Source organism: Pseudomonas sp. BP11-1-1 (genome assembly GCF_052112105.1).
GTDB classification, from domain to species: Bacteria; Pseudomonadota; Gammaproteobacteria; order Pseudomonadales; family Pseudomonadaceae; genus Aquipseudomonas; species Aquipseudomonas alvandae.
The window spans coordinates 106,132-125,018 of sequence record NZ_JAUTYU010000001.1; the positions used below are offsets into that span (position 1 = coordinate 106,132).

At 58.9% G+C, this 18,887-nt stretch carries 18 protein-coding genes, 4 tRNA genes and 1 pseudogene; 6 read left to right on the forward strand and 17 right to left on the reverse strand.

The window, feature by feature from the left end; translation table 11 throughout:
• Nucleotides 1–13 precede the first annotated feature (13 nt).
• From flgE to Q7C33_RS00490, 6 genes are all read right to left on the reverse strand, one after another.
• Nucleotides 14–1,330, reverse strand: a complete 1,317-nt coding sequence (gene flgE / locus Q7C33_RS00465; protein WP_198798086.1) for a flagellar hook protein FlgE — start codon at nt 1,328–1,330, stop codon at nt 14–16.
• Nucleotides 1,331–1,358: 28 nt separating this feature from the next.
• Nucleotides 1,359–2,081: a flagellar hook assembly protein FlgD gene (gene flgD, locus Q7C33_RS00470; RefSeq protein WP_407682666.1), complete on the reverse strand. Its 723-nt coding sequence runs from the start codon at nt 2,079–2,081 to the stop codon at nt 1,359–1,361.
• A 15-nt stretch (nt 2,082–2,096) separates the two neighbouring features.
• Entirely contained in the window at nt 2,097–2,540 is a 444-nt protein-coding gene (gene flgC / locus Q7C33_RS00475) for a flagellar basal body rod protein FlgC (RefSeq protein WP_030142433.1), read from the reverse strand.
• A 3-nt stretch (nt 2,541–2,543) separates the two neighbouring features.
• Nucleotides 2,544–2,951 (reverse strand): flagellar basal body rod protein FlgB, encoded by a 408-nt coding sequence (flgB, locus tag Q7C33_RS00480; RefSeq protein ID WP_181288532.1) that lies wholly within the window; start codon nt 2,949–2,951, stop codon nt 2,544–2,546.
• Between the two features lie 356 nt (nt 2,952–3,307).
• On the reverse strand, nt 3,308–4,135 hold the full coding sequence (gene cheR / locus Q7C33_RS00485) for a protein-glutamate O-methyltransferase CheR (RefSeq protein WP_030142435.1): 828 nt from the start codon (nt 4,133–4,135) through the stop codon (nt 3,308–3,310).
• Between the two features lie 56 nt (nt 4,136–4,191).
• The gene (locus Q7C33_RS00490; protein ID WP_030142436.1) at nt 4,192–5,118 is read right to left on the reverse strand and encodes a chemotaxis protein CheV; all 927 of its coding nucleotides are present in this window, start codon (nt 5,116–5,118) and stop codon (nt 4,192–4,194) included.
• A 77-nt stretch (nt 5,119–5,195) separates the two neighbouring features.
• Here Q7C33_RS00490 and flgA point away from each other — a divergent pair, with 77 nt between their 5' ends.
• The 4 genes from flgA to Q7C33_RS00510 all read left to right on the forward strand — a co-directional run bounded on the left by flgA (nt 5,196) and on the right by Q7C33_RS00510 (nt 7,792).
• Nucleotides 5,196–5,960, forward strand: coding sequence for a flagellar basal body P-ring formation chaperone FlgA (flgA, locus tag Q7C33_RS00495; RefSeq protein WP_030142437.1), 765 nt, complete (start codon nt 5,196–5,198; stop codon nt 5,958–5,960).
• 161 nt (nt 5,961–6,121) lie between these two features.
• Complete coding sequence (gene flgM / locus Q7C33_RS00500; RefSeq protein ID WP_030142438.1) at nt 6,122–6,436, forward strand: flagellar biosynthesis anti-sigma factor FlgM; 315 nt, start codon at nt 6,122–6,124, stop codon at nt 6,434–6,436.
• Between the two features lie 49 nt (nt 6,437–6,485).
• Nucleotides 6,486–6,953 carry a flagella synthesis protein FlgN gene (locus Q7C33_RS00505; protein ID WP_181288537.1) on the forward strand — a complete coding sequence of 156 codons (468 nt, stop codon included), beginning with the start codon at nt 6,486–6,488 and terminating at the stop codon, nt 6,951–6,953.
• Nucleotides 6,954–7,045: 92 nt separating this feature from the next.
• Nucleotides 7,046–7,792: a flagellar brake protein gene (locus Q7C33_RS00510; protein ID WP_030142440.1), complete on the forward strand. Its 747-nt coding sequence runs from the start codon at nt 7,046–7,048 to the stop codon at nt 7,790–7,792.
• 61 nt (nt 7,793–7,853) lie between these two features.
• Here the strand turns inward: Q7C33_RS00510 and Q7C33_RS00515 are convergent, their stop codons facing one another.
• From Q7C33_RS00515 to Q7C33_RS00535, 5 genes are all read right to left on the reverse strand, one after another.
• Complete coding sequence (locus tag Q7C33_RS00515; RefSeq protein WP_198798088.1) at nt 7,854–9,221, reverse strand: MFS transporter; 1,368 nt, start codon at nt 9,219–9,221, stop codon at nt 7,854–7,856.
• A 69-nt stretch (nt 9,222–9,290) separates the two neighbouring features.
• Entirely contained in the window at nt 9,291–10,532 is a 1,242-nt protein-coding gene (locus Q7C33_RS00520) for a glutamine synthetase family protein (protein WP_407682846.1), read from the reverse strand.
• A 330-nt stretch (nt 10,533–10,862) separates the two neighbouring features.
• The gene (locus Q7C33_RS00525) at nt 10,863–11,555 is read right to left on the reverse strand and encodes a sensor histidine kinase (RefSeq protein WP_407682667.1); all 693 of its coding nucleotides are present in this window, start codon (nt 11,553–11,555) and stop codon (nt 10,863–10,865) included.
• Complete coding sequence (locus tag Q7C33_RS00530) at nt 11,548–13,155, reverse strand: tetratricopeptide repeat-containing response regulator (protein ID WP_030142444.1); 1,608 nt, start codon at nt 13,153–13,155, stop codon at nt 11,548–11,550. Before Q7C33_RS00530 ends, Q7C33_RS00525 begins: the two co-directional genes overlap by 8 nt.
• Nucleotides 13,156–13,377: 222 nt before the next feature.
• Nucleotides 13,378–13,454 (reverse strand) — tRNA-Arg (locus Q7C33_RS00535).
• A gap of 525 nt (nt 13,455–13,979) precedes the next feature.
• On the opposite strand from Q7C33_RS00535, the gene Q7C33_RS00540 reads away from it, so the two are divergent.
• Nucleotides 13,980–14,306 carry an Arc family DNA-binding protein gene (locus Q7C33_RS00540; protein ID WP_030142445.1) on the forward strand — a complete coding sequence of 109 codons (327 nt, stop codon included), beginning with the start codon at nt 13,980–13,982 and terminating at the stop codon, nt 14,304–14,306.
• A 121-nt stretch (nt 14,307–14,427) separates the two neighbouring features.
• On the opposite strand, the gene mgtE is transcribed toward Q7C33_RS00540, so the two are convergent.
• Complete coding sequence (gene mgtE, locus Q7C33_RS00545; RefSeq protein WP_030142446.1) at nt 14,428–15,870, reverse strand: magnesium transporter; 1,443 nt, start codon at nt 15,868–15,870, stop codon at nt 14,428–14,430.
• 323 nt (nt 15,871–16,193) lie between these two features.
• Between mgtE and Q7C33_RS00550 the strand changes: the two are divergent.
• A pseudogene (locus tag Q7C33_RS00550) lies at nt 16,194–16,707 on the forward strand (cell envelope protein SmpA).
• Between the two features lie 19 nt (nt 16,708–16,726).
• On the opposite strand, the gene Q7C33_RS00555 reads toward Q7C33_RS00550, so the two are convergent.
• The 5 genes from Q7C33_RS00555 to Q7C33_RS00575 all read right to left on the reverse strand — a co-directional run bounded on the left by Q7C33_RS00555 (nt 16,727) and on the right by Q7C33_RS00575 (nt 18,828).
• Nucleotides 16,727–16,803, reverse strand: a tRNA-Arg gene (locus tag Q7C33_RS00555).
• Nucleotides 16,804–16,875: 72 nt separating this feature from the next.
• Nucleotides 16,876–16,952, reverse strand: a tRNA-Arg gene (locus Q7C33_RS00560).
• A 107-nt stretch (nt 16,953–17,059) separates the two neighbouring features.
• Nucleotides 17,060–17,150 (reverse strand) — tRNA-Ser (locus tag Q7C33_RS00565).
• A 62-nt stretch (nt 17,151–17,212) separates the two neighbouring features.
• Nucleotides 17,213–17,401: a carbon storage regulator CsrA gene (gene csrA, locus Q7C33_RS00570; RefSeq protein WP_003178872.1), complete on the reverse strand. Its 189-nt coding sequence runs from the start codon at nt 17,399–17,401 to the stop codon at nt 17,213–17,215.
• A 185-nt stretch (nt 17,402–17,586) separates the two neighbouring features.
• Nucleotides 17,587–18,828, reverse strand: coding sequence for an aspartate kinase (locus Q7C33_RS00575; protein ID WP_030142447.1), 1,242 nt, complete (start codon nt 18,826–18,828; stop codon nt 17,587–17,589).
• Between the last annotated feature and the right edge of the window lie 59 nt (nt 18,829–18,887).

The following is an 18,887-nucleotide window of genomic DNA, read 5'->3' on the forward strand; positions in this document are numbered from 1 at the left end:
GCAACCATCGATATCAGGTCATCTGAATGATGGTCTGCATGATGGTGCTCTGGGTGGAGATAGTCTTGGCGTTCGCCTGGTAGTTGCTTTGCGCCTTGATCAGCTCGACCAGTTCGTTGGTCAGGTTGACGTTGGACTCTTCCAGGGAGTTGGAGACGATCGAACCCAGGGTGCCGGTTTGTGGCGCGTCGTAGCCCGGGATGCCCGAGGCGAAGGTTTCCTTCCAGCTCGTGCCGCCTACCGGCTGCAGGCCTTGTTCGTTGGTGAAGCTCGCCAGGGCGATCTGACCGATCGGCTTGGTCTGGTTGTTGCTGAAGTTGGCGAGCATCACGCCGCTGCCATCGATGGTCAGGTTGGTGATCTGGCCAGTGGCGTAACCGTTCTGGGTCGGGATCGACCGCGCGGTGTCGGCGTTGAACTGGGTGGTGTTGCCCATGGAAATCGTGATGGTCGGCGCGCTGGCGGCGCCGTTAGCGGTCCAGGTTCCGTTGGTCACGGTGCCAGGAACCCAGCCGGTCAATACCAGATCGCTGTTGATCGTCGGCGCGGTGGCAGGCGGCACCGGTGGCGTGCTGACCTGAGTCAGCTTGCCGCTGGAATCGAAGCTCATGGTCGAAGGAATCGGCGCGTTCGCACCGGTCGTGGTCGGCAAGGTGCCGTTCAGGTTGCGACCATCGATCAACGTATAGACGTTCCAGGTGTTACCGGCAGTCTTGACCATGTACTGGTCCATCGAGTGCTGGTTACCCTGGGTGTCGTAGATCGGCGTGGTGAACTGCTTGGTGAAAGTAGCGGTATCGGCCGGGTTGAACGCGGCAGTGATCGGCGTCGCCGTCGAGTTCAGGTTGATGGTCGACGAAACCAGGCTGGTGGCTTGCGGCGGCAGGTTCGAGGTGTCGATGCGCAGGTCGGTCAGGATCCCGTTGAGGATCTTGCCGTTGGCGTCCACGCCGTAGCCCTGCAGGCGTGCAGTGCCATCGCTGTTGGTGACGTAGCCTTCCTTGTCGGTCTTGAAGGTACCGGCACGGGTGTAGCTCAACGAACCGTCGTTATCCAGGACAAAGAAGCCCTGGCCCTGGATACCCATGTCCAGCACGTTGCCGGTGTTGTTCACGTCACCCTGGCCGAACTGTTGGGAAACGTTGGCCAGGCGCACGCCGTTGCCGACGGTCTTGCTGCCCGAACCCAGCTTGGTGGCCGAGTAGACGTCTTCGAATTCCGCGCGGGACGATTTGAAACCGGTGGTCGCCACGTTGGCGATGTTGTTGCCGGTCACGTCCAGTTGTTTGTTGGCTGCATAGAGACCGCTAAGGCCGATGTTGAAAGACATGTTGACTCCTTTTGCCGGTTAGTCGGCTCTACATACCAATAGTTTGTACTTTGGACAGGGCAATGCTGCCCAGCCCTGCCAGGTTGAGCATCAGCTCACCGCCCGTCTGGCTGATCGTCACGCTGCTGACCGTGGCCGGCAGGTTGGTGATCAGCGACGTGGCCTGGCCGTCGATGGTGGTCGAGGCCGCGAAGGTGTAGGTGCCCGCTTCAACCGTGGCGCCCGCATCGTTCTTGCCGTCCCAGATGAAGGCGGAGTTGCCGGCCTTCTGGCTGCCCAGGTCGATGGTGCGGACGGTCTTACCGTCCTTGTCCATGACCTTGACCGTGAGGGACGACACCGCCGACGGAACCACCACCGTGCCGTTTAGGCTCTTGGAGGTGTCGACCACGGCCTTGTCACCCGGAGCGATGACCGAGCGACCGACCAGGGACGAAGCCTGCAACGCCTGGGACGAGTTGTAGTTGCCGGCGATGCCACTCACGGTCTGGTTGAGCGTGGTGATGCCTTCCAGGCTGCTGAACTGCGCCAGCTGGGCAACGAATTCACCGTTGTCCTGGGGCTCCAGCGGGTTCTGGTTTTTCAGCTGGGTCACGAGCAACTGCAGGAACGCATCCTTGCCCAGCTCTTTCTTGCCGGTCGCCGCACTGGTTGCCGCGCCCAGGCCATCGGTCGTGGTATTGGTCTTGACCGAAGAGTTGGCGAGGATCTCGTTGAGGCTCAAACCGCCGGTGGTGTTGGTGACGCTCATGTGACTCGCCCCTTATCACTGACCGAGGGTCAGGACCTTCTGCATCATGGTTTTGGCGGTGTTCATCATTTCGGCGTTGGTCTGGAAAGAACGACTGGCGGAAATCATGTCGGCCATTTCTTCAACGACATTGACGTTCGGGTAGTAGACGTAGCCCTTGGCGTCGGCCGCCGGGTGATTGGGCTCGTAACGGGCCTCGAGGTTGCTCTGGTCTTCGACCACGCCGAGCACCTGCACGCCCTGCCCGGCCGCGTCCTGCTCCTGGAACAGCGAGTCGCCGCCGGTGGATTGGCCGCCCTGGAACATGGTGGCGAACACCGGATGACGGGCGCGGTAGGTCTGGTCGATGCTCGACGAGACAGTCTCGGCGTTGGCGATGTTACTGGCGACGGTGTTCAGGCGAGTGGTCTGGGCACTCATGGCACTGCCGGCGATGTTGAAAACGCTCGCGATCGACATGGCTTACTCTCCACGCAGGGCCGATACCAGCCCTTTGAATTTACTGTTGAGCAGGGTGAAGCTGGCCTGGAAGTTCACGGAGTTTTCCGCGTAGTTGGACTGTTCCAGTTGAGCGTCCACGGTGTTCTGGTCGATCGACGGTTGCATCGGCGTGCGATACATCAGCGACTCATCGCCACTGCCCACGCCTTCGGCTTCGATATGACGGCTGTTGGTCATGTTCAAGGCGAAGTGGCCGTTCTTGGCTTTTTCGTTCTGTTCGGCGAGGACCTTGGAGAAGTCCAGGTCGCGCGCCTTGTAGTTCGGGGTGTCGGCGTTGGCGATGTTGTTGGCCAGGACTTCGGCACGCTGGGCGCGGAAGCTCAGGGCCTGTTCGTGGATACCGAGCGCTTTATCGAAGCTGATGCTCATGTCGGAAACCTTTGGGTGACCAGAATGTACGTACGAGAGCTTTAGCAAGCGCCGTGCCACTTTGAAAAACCCCGTAAACCGGGGCTTTGCGGGGATCGGCAAAGCGGCAATGCCAGAAAAGCGGCAATCGGTTTCCGCCGGCTGCCGCTTTTCTGCCGCTTTCGCCCAGGCAATGGGGATCAAATGTGGGAGCGAGCTTGCTCGCGATGGCGGTGTGTCAGTCAAGATTGATGTCGTCTGCAATACCGCCATCGCGAGCAAGCTCGCTCCCACAGGGGACGGGGGAGTGAATGAAAAATCAGCGGGCAAAAAAACGGGAGCCCCGTGGGGCTCCCGTTTTTTATAACCCAAGCCAATCACTTCGCCTGGTAGATGATCCCCGGGCTGCACTGGACCATCTGGTAATGATCCGGCAAGCCGTTCAACGCTTCCGACGCGCCAAGGAACAGATAACCGCCCGGCTTCAGGGTGCTGTGGATACGCATCAGGATGTCCTTCTTCACTTCCGCGGAGAAGTAGATCAGCACGTTGCGGCAGAACACGATGTCGAACTTGCCCAGGCTGGCGTAGCTGTCCAGCAAGTTGAACGAACGGAATTCCACTCGGCTCTTGATGGGCGCCTTGACCACCCACTTGCCCGGCCCTTTCGCGTCGAAATAACGCTGCAGGCGATCGGGTGACAACCCACGGCCAATGGCCAGGCTGTCGTACTCGCCGGTCTTGCAGTTATTGAGCATGGTCCCGGACAGGTCGGTGGCGACAATTTGCACGCCCGCCTTCAGCTGGCCGAGGTTGGTCCGCTCGAACTCATCGATGGACATCGACAACGAATAGGGTTCCTGGCCCGACGAACACGCCGCCGACCAGATCCGCAAGCGTTGGCCCGGGCTGGCCTTGATGGCCGCCGGCAATACTTTGTTCTTCAGCACTTCGAAGGGATAAGTGTCACGAAACCACAGGGTTTCGTTGGTGGTCATGGCATCCACGACCATTTCGCGCAGGCCACTGCGCGGCTGGCTCTGGATACGCTGGACCAACTCGCCCAATGACTTGATGCCCTGCTGTTCCATCATTTTATTGAGACGGCTCGACACCAGGTACTGCTTGTTTTCACCAAGCAAGATGCCACAGGCTTTTTCCAGGAAGACCCGGAACTGTTCGAAATCCAAATTACCCGTAGACAAGATACCGCCTCTTTTCACTGTATTGACTTGCCGGGCGCACAACGCGCCCGACCTTTTTAACCTGCTGTCTTGATTCGCTCGACGACCCGGGAAGCCAGGTCATCGGGCCGAAACTTGGCCAGGAAGTCGTCGGCGCCGACTTTCTTGACCATCGCCTGGTTGAATACCCCGGACAGCGAAGTATGCAAGATGATGTGCAGTTTTTGCATGCGCGGGTCGCTGCGGATCTCCGACGTCAGCGTGTACCCGTCCATCTCCGGCATCTCGATGTCGGAGATCATCATCAGGAACTCCTCTTCCGGCCGCTTGCCCTCGTCGACCAGGTTGCGCAGGTAATCCAGCGCTTGCCGTCCGTCATTCAGGGCGATCACCTCGACGCCGACCGTCTGCAGGCAACGCGTGACCTGCTTGCGTGCCACCGACGAATCATCGACGGTCAACACCCGCAGGGAAACCGCCTTGTGCTGCGTCTCGGCATCCACCACTCCGACGGAAATGGTCTCCGGCGTTGGCGCGACTTCGGCGAGGATTTTCTCCACGTCGATGATCTCCACCAACTGGTTGTCGACCCGCGTCACCGCCGTGAGGTAGTGGTCGCGCCCCGTCCCCTTGGGTGGCGGATGGATCTCTTCCCAGTTCATGTTGACGATGCGCTCCACCGACCGCACCAGGAACCCTTGGGTCTTGGTGTTGTACTCGGTGATGATCACAAACGGATTGCTCTGATCCAGCAACCGACCGGAACCGGTCGCCATCGCCAGGTCGAGAATCGGGATCGTCGCTCCCCGGATATTCGCCACACCGCACACGACGGGACTGGATTTAGGCATCAGGGTCAGCTTAGGGCATTGCAGCACTTCGCGAACCTTGAATACGTTAATTCCATACAACTGTTGGCCATCGAGACGGAACAACAACAGCTCCAGGCGATTCTGACCCACCAGCTGTGTGCGCTGGTTTACCGAATCCATCACTCCCGCCATGCCCTGACTCCTAATCACGCTAATGTGTCCGTCGCGCATTCATCACTAAACGGCACGGGGCTTGCTATTGAACCGGCATGAACGCACAAACGACATTTTCTCGACGCCTGACCACTCACTGCCGCCACTGGCTCGGTGCACTGCTGGCTGCCTGCCTGCTCGCTTCTGGCGGTCCTGCCGTCGGTGCTGCTGAAGTAACCTTGCCTGATCTCCTTATCGGCGTCACTCAGGGCTTTCTTGAGTTCACCGTAGAAGACTATCTGGCAACCAGTCAAACCGAAGGTCGCTACGAGATTGAAGTCAACCAGCTCGACCCGCGCCTGCGGATGCCAATGTGCGACAAGGAATTGACTGCCTCGCTGGAGAGTCCGGCCAGGCCGCTGGGCCGCGTCACGGTGAAGGTTCGTTGCGACAGCGCGGCCCCCTGGACGGTGTTCGTGCCCGCTCAAGTGCGCCTGTATCGCGAAATTGTCACCACCACTCGCCCGCTCAAGCGCGCCGGGATTGTCGAACCCCAGGACGTGGTGCTGCGTGAACGCGACGTCAGCCAGATCAGCCAGGGCTTCCTGACTTCCGTTGATGAAGCCATTGGTCAGAAACTTGTCCGACCAATGGTCGCTGACCAAGTGATCACGCAGGTACATCTGGAACAGGCCGAAGTGGTTCGCAAGGGCGACCAGGTGGTCATCACCGCCCGCAGTGGCACGTTAGCCGTGCGGATGCCGGGCGAGGCCCTGTCCAACGGCGGCATGCGCGAACAGATTCGGGTGAAGAACCTCAACTCCCAACGAGTCATCAAGGCGCAAGTAATGGCGCCTGGCCAGGTGGAAGTGGCTATGTAAGGAGGGTAGACAGGCTGGCGCTTGACCTCGGTGTTCCCTAGACTGTGCCTTACGCAAAGGCAAGCGCAGACGTGCGCTCGTTCATTGAAAAATGAGCCTAAAGTTTTTTTGGGGATGGCCGAAAACATGGCAAGCGTCCAAATACCCAGAGGTTTTTTACCATGGTCATCGATTTCAATCGTTTAAACAGCTCCTCACCTGTGACAGGGACTGCGCGTACCAGCGCCAGCAAGGAAACCGCCGAAACCGGCAAATCCAAGCCAGCCGAACAGGCCGCCACTGTCAGCAATGGGGAATCGGTACACCTCAGCAATGAGGCTCAGCAGTTGCAGAAGGTCACTGACAAGCTGCGCGATCAACCTGTCGTCGACAACGCCCGCGTGGCCGCGTTGAAAGCAGCAATCGCCGATGGCAGCTATCAAGTCGACAGCAACCGCGTAGCCAGCAAGCTGCTCAACTTCGAAGCCCAGCGCTAGGCCGTCCGCCGGCGCCAGGCTTTTGGACGCTCAAGACCCAAGGCCAGCCATGCACGACACTAATTTGTTGCAACTGATCACCGACGACTTCGCTCCAGCACAACAATTGCTGGAGCTGTTGCAGACCGAAGCCCTGGCACTCCACGGGCGGGACATGCCTCTGCTGGAAAATATTCTGGCGCAGAAACAGGCATTGATCATTTTGCTCGACCAGCATGGCCGCAAGCGCAGCGAGATTCTCGCCAGCCTCAACCTGCCCGCAGACAACAACGGCCTTGAACAATTGGCCAGCCAATCGTCGGTTGGCGATCAGTTATTGTCCCAAAGCGCAGTGCTCAACGACCTGCTCAGCCAATGCCAGGCCGCCAACGCTCGAAACGGCCAATCCATCCAAATGCAACAGGCCGCCACCGCCAATCAGTTGCGCATCCTCAATGGCGGCGAAATCCCGACGCTGTATGACGCTCGCGGATCGACCGCGAAACTGGTCAAGCACCGTCCGCTCAGCCAGGCGTGACGCGAACGATGACTGCGCACTATCAACGCGCGAAACATGCTGGCAAAATGCTGGCTCTATGTAGTCGTATTTTGCTTGGAGATTGACCCACCGTGTTCAATGCCTCAAACGCGGAAGATGCTCCGCAGCCACCGAAGGTCCTTACCACGCCCCTGGAAATCTCCGGCAACCTGCGGATGCTGCAAGACAGCCATGATCCGCTTATCATTACTTTCCACGAGCGCAGCCAGCGCTTCCAGAGCTACCTGGTGGATGTTGATCGCGAGAAAAACACCATGGCCCTGGACGAGATGATTCCCCGGGACGGCGAACGTTTCCTGCTGGCGGGCGAGCCGTTTCGTGTCGAGGGTTTCCATGACGGCGTGCGTATCGCGTGGGAAGGCAATGGTCCGCTGACCATCGATGATTCCAACGACGGCCGCTGCTACCGCGGCGCCCTGCCCGAAGAAGTGGTCTATCACCAACGTCGCAACGCCTTTCGGGCTGCGTTGAAACTGGCGCAACTGGTGAGCGTGGAGATGGGTGGCGATAAGCTCAAATCACCGGTCAATGGCCAACTGCTGGACATCTCCGCCACCGGCTGCAAGCTGCGCTTCGATGGCGACATCACCGAACGGCTGCAACTGGGCCAGGTTTATGAACGCTTTATCGCCGCCCTGCCATTCGGCAACATGACCGCGCCGGTGGAACTGCGTTACCTGCATTTTGAAGAGCGGATCAATACCACGTTCGCCGGTGTACGCTTCCACAACATCAGCGGCCTGGTGCAGCGCCAGGTCGAACGCTTCGTGTATCAGTTGCAGCGTGAAGCCCGTCGGTTCGATAAAGACGACTTCTGATTTCGCGGGCGTAAAAAACGGGCAATCCCTTGCAAGGATTGCCCGTTTTTTTATGCCCGGCTCAAGGCCTGGCCTGGGTGAAATCGGAGGATGGCGGTTCGTCGTCCGCACCTTCGGTGACTGGCTCCAATTCAGGTTCCGGCTCTGGCTCGACGTCTGGATTGGGCGACGCCTGCATCTGGTCTTGCACGACCTGCTCGTCTACCCGAGGATCGAGGCACGCCACGAGCGGCGAGCTGGTCATGTTGTCCGGCATGGCCACGTGGTGCAGCGGTGCATCGTCGACCTGGTGCAGGTTGGTAACCGCTTTCGGCCGGATCCGCCACACCAGGACCAACGCAAACAGGGCGAAAAAGCCATAGAGCATCTGACTGCCATACAGCTTCATCAGCACCCCGGCAACCAATGGGCCGATGCTGGCGCCCACGCCGTAGGTCACCAGCAGCATCGCCGTCAGCGACACCCGGCGATCGCCTTCGACGTGGTCGTTGGAAAACGCCACCGCCAGCGGATACAGGCAGAACTGCACCAGCGAACAGCAGAACCCCGCAACGAACAATACTTCCAGCGGCACCTGCGACCAGATAGCCAACGGCAACGCACAGACCGCCAGGGCCAGCGCAAAGCAGCGGATCAGCAACGCACGATCATAACGATCCGATAGCCAGCCCAACGGCCACTGGACCAACAGCCCGGCAAAAATGCAGCAGCCCATGAACAGACCGACCTGTTCGGTGGTGAGCCCTTGCTGGGAGGCGTACAGCGGTGCCAGGCCATAAAAGGAGCCGACGATCAGCCCGGAGCCCAGCACGGTGGTCAACGATTGCGGTACACGCTTGATAAAGAAGCGCGGCTCCATCGGCGCCGGATGCAGCGGTGCCGGGTGAATCCGTCGGGTCAACGCCACGGGCACCAGGCACAGGGCAAAACACAACGCCACCAGCATCAGCAGCTCCAGCCCAAGGGCCGGGTGCATGACCAGGATCAACTGGCCCAGCACCAGCCCCAGGTACGAGGCGATCATGTAGCCGCTGAATACCACCCCGCGCTGCTTGGCATCAGCCTGCTCGTTGAGCCAGCTTTCAATGACCATGTATTGGCACATCATGCCCAGGCCGACGATCATCCGCAGCACGATCCAGGCCGGCAGCCAGTCCACCAGGCCATGGCCCAGCACCGCCGCGCCGACAATCCCGGCACAAGCTGAATAAGCACGGATATGCCCGACACGGGCAATCAGCCGATGGCCGATCTTGCCGCCCAGCACCAGGCCGAAATAGTTGGCGGCCATCAGCGCACCGACCCACAGACTGTCGACATGATCGGCAGCCAGGCGCAACGCCAGGTAAGTACTCAAGAGGCCCGAGCCGATGAGCATCATCAGCGAGGCGAAATAAAGCGCTCGAAAAGGTTTCCAGATTTGGCGCATCGGCGTTCCGAGCGGCTCCTTGAGGTAAGTGAGGGCCATCTTGAAGATAGCCCCTATGCAACGGGTTCGTTATGCCTGGGCCGCCAGTACACGCCGTTCCCAGGGCGTGATCTCGTCGAAGAAACTGGTCAGTTCCAGGGTCTTCGACGCAATGTAACCTTCGATGAACTCGGCCCCGAACAGTTCCTTCGCCAAATGGCTACGCTTGAGACGCTCGAGGGCAGCGTGCAAGGTACATGGCAGCGACAGATTATCCGGCACCTCGAACTCGCCCTGGATCGCGGCGCCCGGTTCCAAGTGATTTTCGATGCCATAAAGCCCCGCCGCCAGGCTCGCGGCAATCGCCAGGTAAGGGTTGGCATCGGCCCCTGGCAAGCGGTTCTCGACACGCCGGGCCACTGGTGAACTGGCGGGAATGCGCAACCCGGCCGAGCGATTGTCATGGGACCAGCACGCATTGTTTGGCGATGCGAACGGATGACACAGGCGCTGGTAGGAATTCACGTTGGGCGCGAACAGCGCGGTGAAATCCGCCATGCCGGCCTGCTGCCCGCCAATGAAGTGCCGGAACGCTGCCGTCGGTTCGCCGGCCTCGTCGCTGAACACATTCCGTCCGCTGCCCAACTCGACAACACTCTGGTGGATATGCATCGAGCTGCCCGGCGTTTGCGCCAGCGGCTTGGCCATGCAAACCACAATCAGGCCATGCTTGAGCGCCACTTCCTTGAGCAAGTGCTTGAACAGGAACGTCTGGTCGGCCAGCAGCACAGGATCGCCATGGAGCAGATTGATTTCGAATTGGCTCACGCCCATTTCGTGCATGAAGGTGTCGCGCGGCAACCCCAGCGTCGCCATGCATTCGTAGACTTCATTGAAGAACGGTCGCAAGCCGTTATTGGAACTGATACTGAACGCCGACTGGCCGTCTTCGCGACGCCCATCCAGGCCCACCGGCGGCCGGAACGGCTGCGTAGGGTCCGCATTGGGCGCAAACACAAAGAACTCCAGCTCCGTCGCCACCACCGGCGCCAGTCCGAGGGCCGCGTATCGCGCGACGACAGCCTTGAGCTGGCCGCGCGTCGAAAGTGGCGAGCTTTCGCCGCTGAGCTCGTCGGCATCGCAAATCGCCAAGGCACGGGGCGGATGGCTCCATGGCAAGCGATGAATCTGCTGTGGATCGGGCACCAGCGCCAGGTCGCCGTCATCGCTGCCATAAAAGCGCGATGGCGGATAGCCGCCCATGATGCATTGCAGCAGCACACCTCGCGCCAGTTGCAACCGCCGGCCCTCGAGGAAGCCTTCGGCGCTCATCACCTTGCCCCTGGGCACGCCATTCAAATCCGGCGTGACACATTCAATCTCATCAATGCCCGTCAATCGCTGCGCGAGTGAACACTGGCCATCGGTCGTCATGACGCAATCCTTGTTATGTGCGAGCCGCGAACGGCAACCCGTACAAAATAGGCTTCGGCTGTTCGGAATATCAAGCACCCAGCGACAATAAAGATCTGCCATTGGAATGCACTGTGGGAGCAAGCTTGCTCGCGATAGCGTCAGGTCAGCAGCATTGATGCAAGCTGATATACCGCTATCGCGAGCAAGCTCGCTCCCACAGGGTTCTGTACCGACCCGGAGACTGGCTCAGGGCAGATAAAGCCTGAACACCCCACCGCCCAGCACACTGCCGTTGGCAATCTCGGTACGCCCGCTCAAGCCGCCACGCTGGTGCAGCCCGGCAATCCTGGCGGCGAAGTACAGGCCCAGCCCGGTGCTACCGCTGCTGTGGTTAATGCCCTGCACGTACTCGGCCTGACGCTCGATCATCTCAGGCGGGTAACCTTCGCCGTCGTCGTTGATGGTCAACACCAGTTGCCCAGCCTCGTCGCTCACGCTGATCAGCAATGCCTGCCGGGCATGGCGAATGGCGTTGTTGATCGTATTATCGAGCACCGAAGCAATCAGCTCACGGTCGAAGAAACCCAGCGGGCTCAGCGGATCGACTTCATATGTGGCCATGATCCCGCGACTGCGAAACACGTCCTGGTGGCCGGCCAGTTGCGCTTCGATGAAGTCATCCAGCTCGTGATAGGCCGGATGCAGCGGCAGTTGATTCACCCCGAGTTTATAAAGTCCCAACAATTGCACCAGGAGGCCATTGAGGTGAGCGAACTCGAAGTCCATCACGCCCTGCTCCGATGTCTGCCGCTCGCGCTCCGGCAAGCGCTCGAGCCATTGCGTATGCGCCTGCATGAGCAAGGTCAGAGAGTTTTTCATGTCATGCACGGTAGACGCGATCACCGTGGAAAAATCGAGTGCCTGTTCGCTGTCATTCATCGCCAAATGCCTTGCTTCGCAGTTTTTGATAGCGCGCATGACGCGCATCGGTGTCGGGCATCATGCCCACCAGTTTCAGGCAGGCGCGGCATTCCTGCAGCAGCTCCGACTCCACACTGGTATCGGTGCCATGCAGCAGGGACTGCGCCATGTTCAGGGCAATACTGATGTTTTTCGGTTGCATCTTCAGGGCCCGGCGGAACAATTCCCGCGCCTCGGGCAATGCGCCCGTCTTGTAGACGCGCACGCCTTCGCGGTTCAGCTCGGCGGCGGCATTGCCCTGGTTGAGAATGTTCGGGTCGTCGGTGAGCTTGGCGATGCCTTGCATGACCGCCGGATCATCACCGTAGATTTCCGCGCAGTTCTTGAGCATCGACTCGCCGGCGCTGGTCTGGCCAAGCATCTGCAACTGCTTGGCCACCAGCAAGGCGGCTTCGGCGCTCATGAACTGCTCCATGCCGTCGAGGCGCTGCAAGGCTTGCTCGGTCAACTTCTCGGCAGTTTCGGCATCGTTGAGCAGCAGGCTCGTGGCTTTCATCAGGCGCGCCCGCACCTGCAGCCCCGGATCGCTGGGGTTTTCCTTCGCCACGGCGCTGAGCGTCGTGTTGATTTCCAGACGGGTCCGAGTGTCCAGGCCCTTCTCGCTGCCCTTGCTGATCAACGCATGGGCGAGTCCAAGGTTGGTTTCCGGGTCCTTGAAGCGCGACTGCGCGCCCTGCCCCACCGCTTGACGATAGGCTTTTGAGGCGGTGTCGTAATCCTCGTTGGTCATCGCCAACTTGCCCAACAACGCTTGTCGGCGCACCGCCAGGGGCGACAGGCGGACGGCCTCTTCCAGCACACTTTGAGCCTGCTTGGTGTCGCCTTCGGCCACCAGCACATCGGCCATGCCGTCGTACAACGCCGGCATCATCGGAAAGACTTTCAGGGCTTTTTCATAGACAGCCTTGGCTTCGCCTATCTGCCCACGCTTGAAGAGCAATTTACCCAACCCCGCGTACGCCCACGGCAACGGGCGATCCGCGATGATGGAATTGTACAACCGCTCAAGGGCCTCGTTCTGATTCAGGTCGCGCAGCGCATCGGCCCGATAGCGCAGGCACAGCGGCCCGTAGCGCGGGTCCTGCTTGCACAGGGCGATACAGGCATTGAGCACTTCCATCGGCTTGCCACGATCGAGGGCCTGCAGGATCGGCTTGAGCAGCGTCTTGCGTTGCTCAAGGCGCTCCAACCGCTGGGCCAGGCCGGAGCGATTGAATGGCTTGGTCAGGTATGCATCGGGCTCATGCTCCAAGGCACTGAGCACCATCGCCTGGCTGGTCTCGGCGGTCACCATGAGGAAGACGCTTTCATGGCTGATCAATTTCTCGATCATCAGGTCCTCCAGGACCTGCTGACCATTTTTACGCCCATCACCCAGGTGATAGTCCTGCAGGATAAAGTCATAGCGCTTCTGCGAGCACATTCGCAGCGCTACTTCACCCGTATCGGCGGTGTCCACGTCCTTGACGCCCAGTTCACGCAGCATAGACCGGACGGAACTGCGGAAGTCCGAGAAATCATCGACGATCAGAAAACTTTTTTGGTGGTACGCCAGCATCGAGGATGTCCAGGCAAATAAGAAAATGAGCTCAATGGCAAAAAACAACACAACACCGCCCCGCGGTTGGGCGAGGCGCGCAGATGATAGACAACCGCGACACCCACCGCGAGCCGCTCCGGGACGCCGCGACGTCAGGAAAGGGGCCTCATTGGGTTATCGGCCGCAAACAGCGATCCGTTAAGGATTCGTGGAAGGGCTTGGGAGGATTTGCACAGGAAATGGTGTCCCAGGGCAGGTTCGAACTGCCAACCTTCCCCTTAGGAGGGGGATGCTCTATCCAATTGAGCTACTGAGACACGGGTCGACCACGAGAAACGCGGTGCGTTGGACGGCGAGCATGTTAACGGCCAGCCCCGCTTTTGTCATGCATCCCCGCCTATTAAGTGTAGGCAAATGGTACGGCCCACCGTGTCGTCAAGCGAATAGCCCGTGACTCCAGCCGCCACTCATCTGTCCCAGCCTTGTCGATCTAGTAAATCGGCCAATTGCCACTATCCTATACGTAACAAGGAAAGCAGCCGTCTTGTTCCGCACCGGTTATCTGCCCAACGGTATGGCACAACGACACGATGCAGTGGTCACAAATGCGGAACCTGACGGTTTTTTCAAACCAGTCCGCATTTTTTGATGAAAGGTGCTGGCATAACGCCTTTACCCGGATCAGAATTTGTCACAGAATTGGCGCCAATGATCTGGCAATTTTGAGGCATGATGCGGGCCTCATAACAATTCAGGTTGAACATTTGGCTGCGCGCCTTGTCCTATCGACATCCTGCGGCCAATCCCGAGAACCGCTCCCCTGAACTAACCGGTTAATAAATATGCGCCCAATGACAAAGCCAATTTATTCCAGCCGTACGGCTGACAAGTTCGTCGTACGTCTGCCAGACGGAATGCGCGAACGCATTGCCGAGGTGGCTCGTAATCATCACCGCAGCATGAACTCCGAAATCATTGCGCGCCTGGAGCAAAGCCTGATTCAGGAAGGTGCGTTGGGCGAAGAGCTGAGCATGCGCCTGGACAGCCCGGAGCTTTCGCTGCATGAGCGCGAGTTGCTTCAACGCTTCCGACAACTTTCCCATCGTCAGCAGAACGCCCTTGTTTCGCTGATCGCCCACGACGCCGAAATGGCCGCAGACGCGTCCTGATCGCGTCCAAGATATTAAAGCCAGCCTCGTGCTGGCTTTTTTTTGCCCGAAATTTGGCCGCGGTGAAAAGCAATCGCCCAGAAAAAAGCCCGCCGGCAGGGCGGGCTTCTTGATAAGCCATTCAGAGCAGGAAGATCGTCGCCAAGCCCAGGAAGATAAAGAACCCGCCGCTGTCGGTCATGGCGGTGATCATCACGCTGGCCCCCATCGCCGGGTCGCGGCCCAGGCGAGCCAGGGTCATGGGAATCAGTACCCCCATCAATGCCGCCAACAACAGATTGAGGGTCATCGCAGCAGTCATGACCACGCCCAACGACCAGCTTCCATAAAGCAGATAGGCCACAACGCCAATCACGCCGCCCCAGATGACGCCGTTGATCAACGCCACCGCCAGTTCCTTGCGCATCAACCGCGACGTGTTACCCGTACTGACCTGGTCCAGCGCCATGGCGCGAACGATCATGGTGATGGTCTGGTTGCCGGAGTTACCGCCGATGCCGGCAACGATAGGCATCAACGCTGCCAGCGCTACCAGCTTCTCGATGGAGCCTTCGAACAGGCCGATGACTCGGGAGGCGACAAACGCGGTGATCAGGTTGATCGCCAGCCAGGCCCAGCGGTTACGCAGGGATTTCCAGACAGAAGCAAAAATGTCTTCTTCTTCCCGTAGACCCGCCATGCTGAGGACTTCGCTTTCGCTTTCCTCACGAATCAGGTCAACCATTTCGTCGATGGTGAGACGGCCGATCAGCTTGCCGTTCTTATCCACCACCGGCGCCGAGATCAAGTCGTAGCGCTCGAACGCCTGCGCCGCATCGTAGGCATTCTCGTCAGGGTGAAAGCTCACGGGATCGCTGGCCATCACCTCGGCCACTTGCTTTTCCGGGTCGTTGACCAGCAGGCGCTTGATGGGCAGTACGCCCTTGAGCACGCCGTCATAATCGACGACGAAGAGTTTGTCGGTATGCCCCGGCAGCTCCTTCAGACGACGCAGGTAGCGCAAGACCACTTCAAGGCTGACGTCCTCACGGATCGTCACCATCTCGAAGTCCATCAGCGCACCGACCTGCTCCTCGTCGTAGGACAACGCCGAGCGCACACGCTCGCGCTGCTGGCCATCGAGGGCTTCCATCAGTTCATGGACAACGTCGCGGGGCAATTCGGGGGCAAGGTCGGCGAGTTCGTCGGCGTCCATTTCCTTGGCCGCAGCGAGAAGCTCATGATCATCCATGTCGGCGATCAGGGTCTCACGAACCGAGTCGGACACCTCAAGCAAGATGTCGCCGTCGCGATCAGCCTGGACCAGTTGCCAGACCGTCAGGCGCTCTTCCAGCGGCAAGGCTTCAAGAATGTAGGCGACGTCGGCGGAGTGCAGGTCATCGAGCTTGCGTTGCAACTCGACGAGGTTCTGCCGGTGGACCAGATTCTCGACCCGGTCATGATGCGGCCCTTCCTGGCGATGCGTCAGGTCTTCCACGACCCGCTGGCGATGCAGCAGCTCAACGACTTGAGCGAGGCGATCCTGAAGGCTTTCCTGCGTTTTTTTTACTTCGATTTCAGTCATAGGCGAACTCCACTCCCAGCAGTGGAGCACGCCGGAAGGATCAATCAGTTAATTCATGATTGGCAAAACAAGCTGTTGAGTAACTACTGGGTAAGTCCATGAAGATATTCCAAAGCCCCGGCGGGGCTGACGGGCGCAATCATACACCGCTTGGCGCTGTAAAACGTTAAAAAATCATGGCAAGAACAAGCGCTTGCGAGACAAACCTGAACACAAGCTGAACCTCCGTATCTACGACGACTTATTCTGAAAAGAAAACACACCGCCTGGCAAAAGTGCAGCAGCTACCCTTGCTCTATTCACCGTCAAGGAGGGACGCCAGGATGCCTGGATTTCGCTGTCTATTTTGGCTCTACGCCCTGCCCTGCCTGCCGCTCTGGGCTGCTGACCACGTTGTGCATCGCTGCGAAGATCTCGATGGACAGGTCACCTTCACGACCTTGAGCTGCGGCCCGGGAGAAACCCTGACGCTGCAACCGATCCATTCGTTCAACCCAGGCTACATCGAGCCGATGCTGCCCGAAGCCGAGAGCCATCAAACATCCAGCAACAAAACCAGGCGCAGGGAACCGACCATCGTCGGTCGCCTCGAAGACCGCTGCGGGAACCTGATCAGCGCCGGCCAGCGCCGCGAAGCGATCATCAACCGTCGGATCATCGCTGGCATGAGCCAGCAAGACGTCGAGAGCGCGCTTGGCAAGCCCGACACGATCAAGGTGCGGAATTCGAGCACGCGGTATACCTACAAAACCAAGAAGGGTCGCAGTGCAGAGGTGGTATTTGATGAGAAAGGATGTGTGAAAACCTGAATCGCAGACAGCAAAAAGCCCGCGTTAAACGCAGGCTTTTTGGTGTTTGGTGCACTCGACAGGATTCGAACCTGTGACCGCTCGGTTCGTAGCCGAGTACTCTATCCAGCTGAGCTACGAGTGCAAGTTGTGGTTTTATACCAGATCACAACTGGTTGAAGCCAAGTTATTTGCATTGCTGCAAGCAACTCTTAAATGGTGCACTCGACAGGATTCGAACCTGTGACCGCTCGGTTCGTAGCCGAGTACTCTATCCAGCTGAGCTACGAGTGCATTTGTTGCCGCGCATTATAGGTCGCCAAATCTTTTTGTAAAGCGCTTTTTTCAGTAATTTCAAACACTTACCGATCAAGCCAGATTACAGCGCACTAAACGAATAATGGCGGAGAACGGGGGATTCGAACCCCCGACACCCTTTTGAGGTGTACTCCCTTAGCAGGGGAGCGCCTTCGGCCACTCGGCCAGCTCTCCGCAACACGGGGCGTATATTAACCACCTTCATCCCCGTTTGCAAACATAAAAATCGATAAAAATTAATGGCTTGGTTCGTCGTCCTTCTCTTTCTTGATACGCAGGTAAATTTCCTCGCGGTGCACAGCGACCTCTTTCGGGGCGTTGACGCCGATACGCACTTGGTTTCCTTTGACGCCGAGCACGGTCACGGTGATTTCGCCATCGCCAATAATCAGGCTTTCTGCACACCGACGGGTCAGAATCAGCATACCTTTCTCCTCACGCAATTCACTTAAGGGACAACCGTCTGCAAAAAAAAGGCATGGGACCTACAACCGAAACGGTCGCAGCCTACAGGCCTAGTATTGACCAGCGCGCGCAAAAGAACAGTTTTGGGACACGCCATTCAGAAAAACAAAGGGCGCGGTAAAAACCGCGCCCTCAAGGCAACGCCTTACTCGCCCTGTCGGGCCGCAGCGTCGAGTTCAAACGCCGTGTGCAGGGCGCGCACGGCCAGCTCCAGGTACTTCTCTTCGATCACCACGGAAACCTTGATTTCCGACGTGGAGATCATCTGGATATTGATGCTTTCCTTGGCCAGGGATTCGAACATGCGGCTGGCCACTCCTGCGTGGGAACGCATGCCGACACCGACAATCGAGACCTTGGCGATCTTGGTGTCGCCAACCACTTCGCGGGCACCGATCTCGCCGGCCGTTTTCTTCAACACGGCTTCGGCGGACTGATAGTCGTTGCGGTGCACGGTGAAAGTGAAGTCGGTGGTGTTATCGTGCGCGACGTTCTGCACGATCATGTCGACTTCGATATTGGCGGCACTGATCGGGCCGAGAATCTTGAACGCCACGCCGGGGGTGTCTGGCACGCCACGGATGGTCAGCTTGGCTTCATCGCGGTTGAAAGCGATGCCGGAAATGATCGGCTGTTCCATGGATTCCTCTTCATCAATAGTAATGAGGGTGCCCGGACCCTCCTTGAAGCTGTGCAGGACGCGCAGCGGAACGTTGTACTTGCCAGCGAATTCAACCGCACGGATCTGCAATACCTTGGAACCGAGGCTGGCCATTTCCAGCATCTCTTCGAAGGTAATCTTGTCCAGGCGTTGAGCCACGGGCACGACCCGTGGATCGGTGGTGTAGACGCCATCGACATCGGTGTAGATCTGGCACTCGTCAGCCTTGAGGGCCGCCGCCAGCGCCACGCCCGTGGTATCGGAACCACCACGGCCGAGGGTGGTGATGTTGCCGTGTTCGTCCACGCCCTGGAAGCCGGCGACCACCACGACGCGACCGGCCTTCAGGTCGCCGCGAATCTTCTGGTCATCGATCTGCAGGATACGCGCTTTGTTGTGCGCACTGTCCGTCAGGATCCGAACCTGGTTGCCGGTGTAGGACACCGCCGGCACGCCACGCTTGATCAGCGCCATGGCCAGCAAGGCGATGGTCACCTGCTCGCCGGTGGAAACGATCACGTCCAGCTCGCGGGGAACCGGTTGCTGGTCGCCGCTGATTTGCTTGGCCAGATCGATCAGACGGTTGGTCTCGCCGCTCATGGCCGACAGCACGACCACCAGGTCGTCGCCCGCTTCACGGAATTTCTTAACCTTGTCGGCGACTTGTTCGATTCTCTCGACGGTGCCGACCGAGGTGCCTCCAAATTTCTGTACGATCAAAGCCATTTCAAAGCCGCCTCTGCCCATGAAGGGCGCCCAAATAATCAATCAACAGCGGCCGGGCG

What these genes read in the sequence shown, in the direction of transcription:
- flgE (WP_198798086.1), bottom strand. Translation starts at nt 1,330, where the DNA reads ATGTCTTTCAACATCGGCCTTAGCGGTCTCTATGCAGCCAACAAACAA.
- flgD (WP_407682666.1), bottom strand. Translation starts at nt 2,081, where the DNA reads ATGAGCGTCACCAACACCACCGGCGGTTTGAGCCTCAACGAGATCCTC.
- flgC (WP_030142433.1), bottom strand. Translation starts at nt 2,540, where the DNA reads ATGTCGATCGCGAGCGTTTTCAACATCGCCGGCAGTGCCATGAGTGCC.
- flgB (WP_181288532.1), bottom strand. Translation starts at nt 2,951, where the DNA reads ATGAGCATCAGCTTCGATAAAGCGCTCGGTATCCACGAACAGGCCCTG.
- Q7C33_RS00490 (WP_030142436.1), bottom strand. Translation starts at nt 5,118, where the DNA reads ATGGCGGGAGTGATGGATTCGGTAAACCAGCGCACACAGCTGGTGGGT.
- flgA (WP_030142437.1), top strand. Translation starts at nt 5,196, where the DNA reads ATGAACGCACAAACGACATTTTCTCGACGCCTGACCACTCACTGCCGC.
- flgM (WP_030142438.1), top strand. Translation starts at nt 6,122, where the DNA reads ATGGTCATCGATTTCAATCGTTTAAACAGCTCCTCACCTGTGACAGGG.
- Q7C33_RS00505 (WP_181288537.1), top strand. Translation starts at nt 6,486, where the DNA reads ATGCACGACACTAATTTGTTGCAACTGATCACCGACGACTTCGCTCCA.
- Q7C33_RS00515 (WP_198798088.1), bottom strand. Translation starts at nt 9,221, where the DNA reads ATGCGCCAAATCTGGAAACCTTTTCGAGCGCTTTATTTCGCCTCGCTG.
- Q7C33_RS00520 (WP_407682846.1), bottom strand. Translation starts at nt 10,532, where the DNA reads ATGAGCGCCGAAGGCTTCCTCGAGGGCCGGCGGTTGCAACTGGCGCGA.
- Q7C33_RS00525 (WP_407682667.1), bottom strand. Translation starts at nt 11,555, where the DNA reads ATGAATGACAGCGAACAGGCACTCGATTTTTCCACGGTGATCGCGTCT.
- Q7C33_RS00530 (WP_030142444.1), bottom strand. Translation starts at nt 13,155, where the DNA reads ATGCTGGCGTACCACCAAAAAAGTTTTCTGATCGTCGATGATTTCTCG.
- Q7C33_RS00540 (WP_030142445.1), top strand. Translation starts at nt 13,980, where the DNA reads ATGCGCCCAATGACAAAGCCAATTTATTCCAGCCGTACGGCTGACAAG.
- mgtE (WP_030142446.1), bottom strand. Translation starts at nt 15,870, where the DNA reads ATGACTGAAATCGAAGTAAAAAAAACGCAGGAAAGCCTTCAGGATCGC.
- csrA (WP_003178872.1), bottom strand. Translation starts at nt 17,401, where the DNA reads ATGCTGATTCTGACCCGTCGGTGTGCAGAAAGCCTGATTATTGGCGAT.
- Q7C33_RS00575 (WP_030142447.1), bottom strand. Translation starts at nt 18,828, where the DNA reads ATGGCTTTGATCGTACAGAAATTTGGAGGCACCTCGGTCGGCACCGTC.